The organism is Pedobacter sp. MC2016-24 (assembly GCF_015223055.1).
Lineage (GTDB): Bacteria > Bacteroidota > Bacteroidia > Sphingobacteriales > Sphingobacteriaceae > Pedobacter.
The window spans coordinates 551,154-564,248 of record NZ_JADFBX010000003.1; the positions used below are offsets into that span (position 1 = coordinate 551,154).

General features: G+C 40.9%; 6 protein-coding genes. All 6 read left to right on the top strand.

The genetic code is table 11. The annotated features are described in order from the left end of the window. Positions 1 to 6 precede the first annotated feature (6 nt). The 6 genes from rhaM (at position 7) to IM797_RS10615 (ending at position 13,070) form a co-directional block, all read left to right on the top strand. Entirely contained in the window at positions 7 to 318 is a 312-nt protein-coding gene (gene rhaM, locus IM797_RS10590; protein WP_194127076.1) for an L-rhamnose mutarotase, read from the top strand. After that, entirely contained in the window at positions 319 to 3,108 is a 2,790-nt protein-coding gene (locus tag IM797_RS10595; RefSeq protein ID WP_228098795.1) for a glycosyl hydrolase, read from the top strand. Between the two features lie 176 nt (positions 3,109 to 3,284). Next, positions 3,285 to 4,250 (top strand): family 43 glycosylhydrolase, encoded by a 966-nt coding sequence (locus IM797_RS10600; protein WP_194127077.1) that lies wholly within the window; start codon positions 3,285 to 3,287, stop codon positions 4,248 to 4,250. Between the two features lie 52 nt (positions 4,251 to 4,302). Next, positions 4,303 to 6,630 carry a beta-galactosidase gene (locus IM797_RS10605; RefSeq protein ID WP_194127078.1) on the top strand — a complete coding sequence of 776 codons (2,328 nt, stop codon included), beginning with the start codon at positions 4,303 to 4,305 and terminating at the stop codon, positions 6,628 to 6,630. An 842-nt stretch (positions 6,631 to 7,472) separates the two neighbouring features. Further along, complete coding sequence (locus IM797_RS10610; RefSeq protein WP_194127079.1) at positions 7,473 to 9,725, top strand: fasciclin domain-containing protein; 2,253 nt, start codon at positions 7,473 to 7,475, stop codon at positions 9,723 to 9,725. A gap of 21 nt (positions 9,726 to 9,746) precedes the next feature. Beyond that, a complete protein-coding gene (locus tag IM797_RS10615) occupies positions 9,747 to 13,070 on the top strand; it encodes a SusC/RagA family TonB-linked outer membrane protein (RefSeq protein ID WP_194127080.1) in 3,324 nt (1,107 codons plus the stop codon). Positions 13,071 to 13,095 lie beyond the last annotated feature (25 nt).

The window sequence follows — 13,095 nt, forward strand, 5'->3', positions numbered from 1 at the left end:
GAAAACATGGCTAAAATTGCATTTAAAATGAAGCTGAAAGCAGGTGCTAAAGCGGAGTATCAAAAAAGACATGACGAAATATGGCCCGAGCTGGCTTCCCTGTTAACCAGTAATGGTATAAGCGATTATTCTATCTTTCTGGATGAAGAAACCAATACTTTGTTTGCTGTTCAGCAACAGGATGGAGCTTCCTCTCAGGATCTGGGGACTACAGAGATTGTGCAAAAGTGGTGGGCTTATATGGCCGATATTATGGAAACAAATCCGGACAATTCGCCGGTGAGTATAAAGTTGGAGCAGGTGTTTCACCTGAAATAGATGATGAAGATAAAATCAACGCTAACGGCCTTGAGCCTGGGCTTATGCCTATGGAATGTGGCCCTGGCGCAAAATAAAGCAAAAACTGCAGGGCCCTGGCCGGCAGTAGAGCAGCAAATGAAACCCTGGACCCGATGGTGGTGGATGGGGAATGCCGTAGATGAAAGCAATATCAGTAAGGTATTGACTCAGTACCAGCAGGCTGGTATTGGCGGGGTAGAAATTACCCCCATTTATGGTGCTGTAGGATTTGAGAAACGATATATCGATTTCTTATCACCGAAATGGATGGATATGTTGCATTATACGGTGCAAAAATCAAATGCTTTAGGTATGGGTGTGGACATGAATACAGGCACAGGTTGGCCATTTGGTGGCCCACTGGTTAAACCTGAGCATGCAGCGACCAAACTTATTGTACAACAATACGACGTCAAAGCCGGTCAGAAGCTAACTGAAGCCATTAAAGTCAAAGAAGCCAAACAGGATGCGGCAAAATTACAGGCAGTAACTGCTTACGGCAGCAATGGAGAGGTATTGGATTTATCGGGTCAGGTTGATGCCAATGGTATACTCAATTGGACCGCAGGCAATGGAAACTGGCAGGTATACGCTGCTTTTGCAGGTAAAACCCGTCAGGAAGTAAAACGCGCTGCACCGGGTGGACAGGGCTTAACGCTGGACCATTTGGATAAAAATGCCGTAACAAACTACCTGAGTCGTTTCGATAAGGCTTTTGATGGCAAACCGCAAGGCGTACGGGCGTTTTTCAATGACAGTTATGAAGTGTATGGTGCCAACTGGACACCTACCTTCTTTGAAGAATTCCAAAAAAACAGGGGTTACGATCTGAAGAAACATTTACAGGAATTGGTGGGTAAAGATTCGGCCAGTGAAAATGTAGCCCGTTTGAAATCAGATTACAGAGAAACAATGAGCGATCTGTTGCTGGACAATTTCACACACAACTGGACCAACTGGGCGAACAAATATGGATCAATCACCAAGAATCAATCTCATGGTTCTCCCGGTAATTTATTAGACCTGTATGGAGCGGTGGGGATTCCGGAAACGGAAACTTTTGGTTCCAGTCATTTCCCAATCCCAGGTCTTCGCCGGGATAGTGCAGATGTAAGGAATGTGGACCCGGATCCGATGATGTCGAAATTTGCCTCATCAGCAGCACATACAGGCGGTAAAAACCTGGTGTCTTCCGAAACTTTTACCTGGCTTACCGAACATTTTAAAACCTCCTTCTCGCAATGTAAACCAGAAGCAGAGCAATTGTTCCTTGCGGGTGTCAATCACATCTTTTTCCATGGTACAACCAATTCTCCTGCAGATGCGGTATGGCCAGGCTGGTTGTTTTACGCTTCTGTTGAATTGAATCCGAACAACAGTTTATGGCCACAGGTTAATGGCATGAACAGCTATCTGACTCGGTGCCAGTCCGTTCTTCAATCTGGAAAAGCAGACAATGAATTGCTCATTTACTGGCCGGTATATGACGTATGGAACCGTGCAAAAGGAATGGATATGGCCATTAAGGTACATAATATTGATGAGTGGTTACATCCAACTGCTTTTTACAAGTTGTCGAAAAACCTGGCGAAATCAGGTTATTCTTTTGATTTTGCGTCGGACCGTTTGCTGGCACAATCTGCTGGGCAAAATGGTTTGATCAATACTGCTGGCAATGCATCGCCATACCAAGTGCTGATCATTCCAGAATGTACCATGATTAGTGTAGAAACGCTTACTAAAGCCATTCAACTGGCTAATGAGGGAGCCACCGTAATCTTCCAGCAATTGCCAAAAGATGTTCCTGGGTTAAACAAACTCGAAGAACGCAGGGCTGAGTTAAAGGCATTATTGGCTAAGTTAAGCTTTGCTGATGCGGGTAATGGTGTTAAACAGTTTAAAACTGGTCAGGGTGTAATTTTGTTGGCTACTGATGTAGAAAAAGCTTTAGCCTATCGTGCTGTGAAACGCGAAGCCATTGCAGACACTGGTTTACAATTTATCCGCCGCAGTTTTGCTGGTGGTAAGTATTATTACATCGTAAACCATACGGCTAAAGATGTGGATGCAACCTTGCCGATCAATGCAAATGGCAGCGTAGTGTTGATGGATCCGCAAAGCGGTGCATCCGGACTTGGCGCAAGCAGCGTTAAAGACGGACAACTGATGGTTCGTTTGCAAATGCGCTCTGGCGAAGCTATGATTTTGAAAGTTTTAGAAAAGATGCCTGCTGGGACTGCTAACTGGACTTACTTAAATAAAGCAGCCAAACAAATTGATTTGAACAATGCCTGGACCTTGAACTTTACTACAGGTGGCCCGGAATTACCAGCAGCACAAAAACTGAATAAATTGGTTTCCTGGACAAGCCTGGCAGACCCTAGACTGCAGGACTTTTCCGGAACTGGTGTATACACCAGTAATTTTACGTTGAATGCGAAAACTGCAAAGGAATATGTGTTGAACTTGAATCAGGTGGATGAAAGTGCCCGGGTTTGGATCAATGGGCAGGAAGTAGGTATCCTATGGAGCATCCCATTCCAGGCACGTGTGGGTAAATACCTGAAAGCAGGTAACAATATCATCAAAGTTGAAGTGGTTAACCTTATGGCCAATCGAATCCGTTATATGGATCAGAAAAAGATCCAGTGGAGGAATTACCATGAGATCAATTTTGTGAATATTAACTATAAACCATTTGATGCAGCGAATTGGGCCGTAATGCCATCCGGTCTGATTGGGCCAGTGACCATTACACCATATTTGTAAATATTTTTAAATGATTAAAAGGCCGTATCATGCAACACGATATGGCCTTTTGCTTTTTGTTCCTTTTGTAAAATAAAATACTTAAATAAATAAAAATGAGCAGGAATAATCAATCGTTATTTTAACGTTTATTATTTAGTTTTGTTAGGAACCAAATTAAACCGGGTATTTAAAATATGGAAATGAACAAAATGAGGTCAATAGGCCTGACCCTTTTATTGTCTTTAGGCATATCATCGTTGATTAAGGCCCAAAAAGTAGATACTTTGAATGCTCCGGCAGCAGTCTTGCCAGGCGTGTATGCCGATCCTAATATTGCCGTTTTCGGTAAGAAGTTTTACCTGTACCCAACTACAGACGGTACCGAAGGCTGGTTGTCGACAAGTTTTACTTGCTGGTCCTCAGATAACCTGGTCAATTGGAAAAATGAAGGCGTAATATTGGATTTACCCCGTGATCTAACCTGGGCTAAAGAACGTGCCTGGGCTCCAACCATTGCATTTAAAAATGGAAAATACTATTACTATTACTCAGCCAATGTAAATATAGGTGTAGGCGTATCCGATAAACCGACAGGCCCTTTTACAGATCCAATTCAAAAACCACTGATTGCCAGAGGTGCAAAAAAAGGACAGATGATTGATCCGATGGTATTCGTGGATGATGATGGATCAGCCTACATGTATTGGGGACAAGGGCAATGCAATGTCGTGAAGTTGAATGAGGATATGGTTTCCTGTGATACCGCTAAAATTGTTTCTTTCAAACCAACTGGATATAATGAAGGACCCTTTATGATCAAGAGAAAAGGCCTTTATTATTTAATGTGGTCGGAGTACGATACCCGTGACCCACGCTATTCTATTGCCTACGCGACCTCAACATCACCTATCGGGCCATTTAAAAAAGCAACCGGTTACCCGGTACTCAAAGGTAAAGGCGTGGTAAAAGGCGCAGGGCACCATTCTGTAGTGCAGGTTCCGGGAAAGGACGAATGGTATATCGCCTATCACCGTTTTAAGATACCGGGAGGTGATGGCTACAACAGGGAAACCTGCATTTCCACCATGCGCTTTGATGCTGAAGGGACTATCTTACCCGTGAATGTGTTTGAAAAGCTTAAACCAGTTAAGGTAAAATAGCCCTAAACAAGAGTATCTCAAATCTAAATTCAGGTCCTTCCACAAAAAACATATGAAGATTAAGCAATACCTTTTGGCATCAGTTTTAACGCTGATTTCGTTGCAGGATGTAACTGCGCAAGCAAAGCATACCTTTACCATTGACAAAAATAACTTCATGCTCGATGGGAAGCCATTTCAAATTATTTCCGGCGAAATGCATTACGCGCGGGTTCCACGTGCTTACTGGCGTGACCGCTTAAAAAAGGCAAGGGCAATGGGCTTAAATACCATTTGCACCTATATGTTCTGGAATGCGCATGAGCCGGTTCAAGGCAGGTATGATTTCAAGGATAACCTGGATATTGCCGAGTTTTGTAAAGAAGCTGCCGAAGAAGGATTGTGGGTAATTATCCGCCCTGGCCCTTATACCTGTGCCGAATGGGACCTGGGTGGTTTGCCATCCTGGCTTTTAAAGAACAAAAATATAGTATTGCGTTCTTCTGACCCCAATTACATGCCACACACCTTAAAGTTCCTGAACCGCGCCGTACAGTCTTTTAAAAACGTGCAAATTACCAAAGGCGGTAATGTGCTCATGGTACAGGTTGAAAATGAGTATGGCGAATATGGATCGGACAAAGCGTATCTGAATTCGATTAAACATACCTTACTGGATGCAGGAGTGGATGTGCCACTTTTCAATTGCGATTGGGCGGGAAAGAAATATTACGATAAAGGATATGTTGAGGGGGTGATACCGACCTTAAACTTTGGGGGAAATGCGAAGAAGAATTTTGAAACTTTTGCTGGATATGCACCCAATGGCCCACGTTTCAATTCTGAATTCTGGACAGGTTGGTTCGACTATTGGGGTGGTAAACATGAAGTGCACTCTGCCCAGGAAAAACTGGCCGACTTCAAATGGATGGTAGACAATGGCATCTCTGTGAATCTGTACATGTTTCATGGTGGAACCAGCAACGGCTTTTTTCCGGGTGCTAATGGCAGCAACACTTACTTCACCCCATATACCACCAGCTACGATTACGATGCACCTTTAAATGAGAACGGAGAACCGAATGAAAAGTTTTTTGCTTTCAGAGATGTGATCCTGCATAAATATCCGGAGCTTAAGCTTCCTGAACTGCCAAAGCCCATTCAAAAAATAACGATACCGGAGTTTAAGCTTACACCATTTGCCTCACTTCAGCATAATTTACCTGCGCCGCGCTTTTTTGACACACCGCAGCCAATGGAAGCACTTGATCAGGCCTATGGTTTAATTTTATATGCCCATGATTTTGATGGGGAGTTGAAAGGTGAGCTGAAAATTACCCGGGTGATGGACCGGGCTACGATTTATGTAGATGGTAAAAAGTTGGGTGTTTTAGATAGGCGCCTCAATCAATCTGCTTTGCAAGTAAATACTGCTGCGGGTAAGCACCGGTTAGAGATCTGGATTGAGCCTCTGGGCCGGGTTAATTTTGGTGCGGCAATAGATCACGAACGCAAAGGAATAACTGAAGGTGTTTACCTCAACGGCAAAGCATTGAAAGGATGGCAGCATTACCAATTCCCTTTAGATCGTCTCGGCTCGTTTAAAGCATCCGCACGCAAAGACGGATATCCTGAACTGATGAAAGGTAGTTTTCAGGTTAATGAAATTGGAGATACTTATTTAGATACCCGTAATTTAGATCATGGTTTACTTTGGTTAAATGACAAACTGATTGGCCGGTATTGGAGTATTGGTCCACAACAAACGCTGTACATCCCGGGATGCTGGCTCAAAAAAGGGAACAATCAGATCACGGTACTGGAGCTTGGAAACCCGAAAAATCGTTCATTAAAAGGCGTTAAAGATCAGATCTGGGCCACTCAGCTCGATTCCACCTTGCTCCATTCAAAAGCTGGGCAACAATTGGTTTTGAGCCAAGATCAATTGGTTAAAGCCGGAGTTTTAACAGATAAAGAGGGCTGGCAAAATGTTCAGTTAGACAAACCCGTTACCGGCAGGTACATTTGTCTGGAAAGTACTTCCTCCTATGAACAATCACCCGTAGCATCCATTGCCGAATTGAGGATTATCGATGCAAGAGGACAGGAAGTTCCAAGAGAAGAGTGTTCAATCCTATATGCCGACAGTGAAGAGTTTGAGAAGGAAAATGGATTGGCTACCCTGTTGATGGATAATCAACCAACAACATCCTGGCAAACCCGGTGGAGCCATGAAAAGCGGGCTCAGCCGCATCAGGTAGTTATCGATTTGGGTAAGAATATATCGGTGGCGGGGTTCAGTTATTTGCCAGGAGCCCAAAAAATAAAAGCTAAGGTCAAGGATTTCAATTTGTATGTATCAAAAGCCATGTTTTTAATTCAGGATAAAAATGAGAAATAGGAAAAAGCCAGTGGTTTTTGATGTTGCAGGTAAATACGGGGTAGGGTTAGCACAGTCATACCATGAATATCCAGGGATGTAAAATTAGGATGAGTAATGTTCACGAATAGATTTTCGCTATTTATGAATATACAAGTCGGACATTTGATCGGTCAAATCCAGTCAAACCCGGTCAAATCCGTTCACACGTTTTCAAATCAGCTGCTTTTTTGGTTTTTCTGTGTACTTTTGGTTCATGTTTGATTCTGGTCTGGATCTGGGTGGGGGCTGGCTCGTAACAAAAGGATACCAAACAGGAGTTACATAGGAGTTTCATAGGACTCGGCTAGGACTATAGTCCTATAACGCTCCAAGGAAGTCAAAGTTTTACCCAACTGTAAGACCTATGGTTACCAAACCAGACCAAAAGGATGTACAAGAGTCCTAAAACTATCAACAGTACAATAGCATTTCCTTCAGGAAGGAATCAAAATAAAAATATTTTTTTACTTGTGTCTCATACACCTAAAACCGCTTAAATAAACGTCTTCGGTACATTTATTTGTTGTAGCGCTTTAAAATTTAGTAGTTTAGAGGCGGCATACAGGACACCACAGGTTGCCAACAGCGGGCCGATCACTTATTTTTAATTTAAATAACCAAATAATAGAGTCACCAAATAACCAATTAACCAAATAACACGAGTTAACCACCGTCAATAACCAAATATAACTGTATGTAAAAACCTCTACTTTCTTTCTTGGAATCAGTACCGCCGTACCTATAGGTATTGATGATAGATTTCTTGTTGCTTTACTTACCAGTCAAGTTATGATGGTGTTTTTTATTCAATGAAAAATGCTATGGATAAAATTTTCAAAAAACGTTTAATTGTCATCCTGACACTTATTGTAGCTTTCGCCAGTTGCAGGAAGAAGGAATTTGATGCGTATTATGGGCGGCCAGATGGACTTGCCGATCCCATTTATCAACAATTACAAGCTCGTGGTAATTTTACTACTTTATTGGCTTGTATTGATAAGGCGCAGTATAAGGAAATCTTGAGTACCGCTGGCTTCTGGACTTTATTTGCGCCAAATGACGATGCTTTTAAGGTTTACTTCCAGGAAAAGGGATTAAATAGTATTGATCAGCTTGCTGACTCTACAGCTACAAATATCATTCGGTATGCATTGTCATACGATGCTAATAAAACAGACCATTTAGGTGATTATCTGTCCGCCACTGGTTGGAAGCCAAATCTTGGTTTTCGGAGACGTACCACCTATTATGACTTCGTTTACGACGGTACGGTTAATGGTAAAAAGGCTAAGGTGATCTCTTCAAATGGAAATGGTACGTATGTATATACTAATTTCAACAATAAATATATCACTTATTTCATATCCAATGCGATGTCTGCGGCGGCACTTGGAGCTACCGATTATAATTATTTCTTTCCTAACACAGCCTATTCAGGCTTTAATGTGGTTAATGCTTCAGTTAAAAATAAAGACATTGTTGCTGAAAATGGTGTCATACACGAGGTTGATCATGTCATCGAACCGATGAAGACACTTGATCAGTATGTTGCATCGAAAGCTGAATATACTGAATTTAAGAAATTGCTTGATCTTTTCGTGACGTATTCTCCTAGTAACGAAGCAACGCATCGTTATCAGGTCTTGTCAGGTAAAGCGGATTCAGTATATGTGAAATATTACAACGCATTGCTTGGATTTTCTCCAAATAATGAATCATTTACAGAAGATGCTGGGGCAGCAAATAATTCTCAAACAGGTGCTTATACATTGTTTGTGCCGAGAAATGAAGAGTTACTTGCTTATGAAAGAGATGTATTGTTGAAATACTATCCTGGTAAAACTATGAAGGATTTATTTATTAGTAATCAACAGGTATTGATTGATTTTTTAAATGCTCATATGTATAAAAGCATGGTATGGCCTAGCAAGTTTTCTAACGCGACGGCTGCACTTACTGGAGAGGTTCCGCAATTTAACCCGGGTTCTGATGTTATCGACAAAAAATTATTGAGTAATGGTTTGTTTTATGGTGTTAGTAAAGTTCAAAATGCAGACGTATTTTCTACAGTGTTTGGAAAAGCGTATTTGAATCCAGCGTATTTGACTACTTCTACGTTCTTGAATGAATATGGTTTGTACACATCGGTGAAAAACTCTAAGATCAAAGCGAATTTAATTATGATGAGCGATGCGACGCTAACCGCAAATGGTTATTACTACAATCCGAATTACTTAGCCTCCTCTACAATTACTGGTCGGCTAACAATTCCAGCAAATGGAGATTTTAAAAGGGTCTTGCAGCAAGCCATCATTCCGGCGTCCCATGGTGAGATGAGTAATTTACTTTCCGGAGGAGCTGGAATCGTCGAGACGTTGAATGGAGAATATATTAAGTATGATAATTTGAAAATATATTCATCTGGTACATTGGATAGTACTGATGTTACTAAACAATACGTCTCGGTAAACAGTGCATTAAGTAGCACTGATGGAAAAGCCAGCAATGGTTATGCTTTTTTTGTGAACAAGTTCCTTTCGTTTACCACAAAACAAGTCAGCCAGCATATCATAGCAAAAGGTACACTTTCAACTGATCCATTCTATAGTTTCTCGATGTACCTTAAGGGCAGCTCACTTTACAATGCTACTACTTTTGAAATTAATGGAGTACCTCTTGGCGTTAATTATACCGTTTTTGTACCTAATAATGCCGCGATAGTCCAAGCAGTTAAAGATGGGGTACTTCCTGGGGATCTTGTAACCGGAGCGCCCACTTACGCACCAACAAATGTAAACGACATTGCTAAGATCAATAGGTTTATTCAATACCATATCATTTCAGGTAATACCATAGTTCCGGACGGCTTAAAAGCTGGTCTGTATAAGACTTTGTATAAGGATTCTAATGGTAATGACACTTACGTAACAATCACGAATAGTTTAAACAGTATGCAGGTAAAAGACATGAAAAACAGTAGTCCACTGGCTAACGTGGTAATCTCAAATAGTAATGTCTTATCTAATAGAACGGTGATTCATCAACTAGATCGTTATTTAAAATTTGATTATTAATTATCCTGAAATAGCAGATATATGAAAAGATTTTTTACCAAGAACATGTACTTTGTTTTTGCTTTTATTTTGATACTGGCAGGAGATGCCTTTGGCCAGGCTCAGCCGCCCTTGGTTATTCGGGGAAAAGTAATCGATGCAAAGGATAAACAAGGCATTATAGGGGCTTCTGTTGTAGAAGTGGATAAAGATAATCGTACGGTAGGCGGAGTGTCTACAGATATTGAGGGTAACTTTGCACTTAAGATAAATAATTCCGCTAATAAAATGATGGTTTCTTTTATTGGTTATGAAACGCAAAAAGGCATTGTTATCGCCGGAAGGACTGTAATCAATATTGCACTTAAATCCAGTAGTAATTCGCTTGATGAGATTGTGATAGGTGGCAAAAAAAATACAGACAACGGAACTGGAATGAAAATCGACAAGCGTAACCTGACCACTGCTGTTGCTACAATTGACGCTAAAGTACTCGAAGAAATGCAGTCAGCCTCAATAGACCAGGCGTTGCAGGGCAGATTACCCGGTGTGGATATTGCAGCTACTTCGGGAGATCCCGGGGCTGGTATGCAGATACGTATTCGCGGAACTTCCTCCATAAACGGTGCAACTAATCCACTCATTGTGGTTGATGGTATGCCTTACGAAACAGAAATTCCAGAAGATTTTAATTTTGCCAGTTCAGATGAAAACAACTATGCTCAATTGCTAAATATTGCGCCTTCTGATATTAAGGATATCAGCGTACTAAAAGACGCGGCCGCTACTGCGGTTTGGGGGTCAAGGGCTTCAAATGGAGTATTAATTATCACAACAAAAAGAGGATCTATAGGTAAGCCAAATATCACTTATACTTTTAAAGGTTCATATTCTAAACAACCCAGCGCCATTCCATTACTTAACGGAAATCAATATTCTACCTTGATTTCCGAAGAGTATTATAACGCAGGGAAAATATTTTCAACTACTGAATTTGCAAAAGAGTTTCAATATGACAAAAACGACGCGTACAATTATTATAACTTCAGTAACAACACCGATTGGGTAAAGGCAATTACAAGAATAGGTTACCTGCAGGATCATAACGTTTCCATTTCAGGTGGAGGAGAGCGTGCACGTTATTATGGCTCCTTAGGATATTTCAACCAGCAGGGTACTACTAAAGGAACTGACCTGGGGCGTATCACCACAAGGATTAACTTGGATTATACGGTATCAGAACGTATTCGATTCAGAACGGACGTTTCCTACACACACATCGCCAATAATCAATTGTATACTGGTTCAAAAGATTTAGGTGTTAGGCAAGCAGCTTACATAAAAATGCCTAACCAGAGTATTTATGAATATGACGAGTACGGTAATTTAACGTCTAATTATTTTACACCAGCCGTAACTGCTCAAGGTTATGCGTATTATTACCTTAGAAGTAACAACTATGTGCTAGGCGGAACATACAACCCTGTTTCAATGGCATTACAAGCGTCTAACTATCAATTGGGAGATCGTGTGACACCCCATTTTAACGTGCAGTACAATGTAGTTCCAAATGTATTGACTGCGACTTCAGATGTACAGTTTGATATTAACAATTCAAAAATCACAACGTTTTTACCTCAAATTGTCACTGGAAGACCTATCACTGAAACTATCTCCAATAGGGCATCTGATGTGGACGGAGATCAATTCACTGTAACTACAAAAACAAATCTATTGTATACACCTACTTTAGGAGAAAAACATACATTTCAGGGATTGCTTTCCCTGCAAAGCAATGACAGTCGATATGTGAGTCAACAGGAGATGAGTGCGAATTCAGCGTCCTCTGAGCTTCCTGATGTAAGTAGCGGTGGCAGAACGGCCAATAGCGATTTAAAACTTGTATCTACCCTGTCGCAGACACGTAGTGTTGGGGCATTGATAAGTGCGCAATATGGATTCCTGGATCGTTATTTAATTAATGTGGGATTGCGGGGAGATGGAAACTCCCGTTTCGGACCCAATAACAGATATGGATTGTTTCCTTCGGTATCAGCCCGCTATCGTTTATCCGGGGAGCCATTTATGAAAAGGTTTAATTTTATCGACGATTTGAGTTTCAGGGCCAGTTATGGTCAGGCAGGTAATGCGCCAAAAAAAGACTATCGATTTTACAATACCTACAACACGTATGATTTTACCTATCTGGGAGAAACAGGAGTTTCATCATCTAATTTGGAGTTAACCAATTTACGATGGGAAACCGTTACAGGTAAAAACCTTGGTATGAACTTAAATATGTTCAATAACAGGGTAAACATGGATGTGGAAGTATATAGAAATAGAACTACAGATTTGTTTTACGAGAACCTGGCACTTTCAACTTATACTGGTTTCGGCTCTGTAGATATGAATGTGGGTACAATGGATAACCAAGGCTGGGAATTCAGTATCAACAGTATACTGGTTAGGAATAAGAAATGGCGTGTTGATTTTGCTTTTAATATTGCGCAAAACCAAAATATGCTTCGCGAGATTTCTCCATTGTATCCAGCTGAAAATAACGGGAAAATAACAAGCAATGGCACATACAAAGAATATTTGCAGGTTGGAAATCCTTTCGGATCATTTTATGGGTTCAAATTCAAAGGCGTATATCCCACTACTGAGTCTACCGTGGCAAAAGATGCAGATGGAAATGATATCACAGGCCTAAACGGACAGAAAAAATACATGAAATTTTATGCCAACAATGCCTCTATTAATTATCAGTTTCAAGCCGGTGACGCGATATACGAAGATATTAACCATGATGGAAGTATCGATTATAAAGATATTGTCTACCTGGGGAATAGTAATCCTAAATATACAGGAGGTTTTGGACCAAGTATTACTTTTAATGGAAACCTAAAATTGAGTGCTTTCTTCAGTTTCCGTACGGGTTATGATTTAATTAACGGAACAAAAATGGCAACCACCAACATGTCTTCTTACGATAATCAGAGTACGGCAGTATTAAGGAGATGGAAAGCAGAAGGAGATATCACTGATATTCCAAGAGCAGTATATGGCTCTGCTAATAACTATAACTGGCTAGGTTCAAGTAGATATGTTGAGGATGCCTCATTTTTAAGATGGAGGACTGTAACAGTTCGATATGACCTTGGTAAGAACCTGTTGAAGCGAATTAATTTAAAAGGCCTTAGTGTTTACATGACAGCTGAAAATATTTTGACATTAACTAAATACACCGGGCAGGATCCAGAGGTTACCACAAAAATTAGCGGGCCTTTCTCTGTTGCTGTTGACAACTCTATGACACCACCTATTAAGACAGTTACAATGGGTATTTCGGCTAGATTTTAATTAAAAAAGGAAGAAAATGAAAGCA

Bases quoted from the DNA above. Each gene is read 5' to 3' on its own strand.
- rhaM (WP_194127076.1), top strand. From the start codon at position 7: ATGGCTAAAATTGCATTTAAAATGAAGCTGAAAGCAGGTGCTAAAGCG.
- IM797_RS10595 (WP_228098795.1), top strand. From the start codon at position 319: ATGATGAAGATAAAATCAACGCTAACGGCCTTGAGCCTGGGCTTATGC.
- IM797_RS10600 (WP_194127077.1), top strand. From the start codon at position 3,285: ATGGAAATGAACAAAATGAGGTCAATAGGCCTGACCCTTTTATTGTCT.
- IM797_RS10605 (WP_194127078.1), top strand. From the start codon at position 4,303: ATGAAGATTAAGCAATACCTTTTGGCATCAGTTTTAACGCTGATTTCG.
- IM797_RS10610 (WP_194127079.1), top strand. From the start codon at position 7,473: ATGGATAAAATTTTCAAAAAACGTTTAATTGTCATCCTGACACTTATT.
- IM797_RS10615 (WP_194127080.1), top strand. From the start codon at position 9,747: ATGAAAAGATTTTTTACCAAGAACATGTACTTTGTTTTTGCTTTTATT.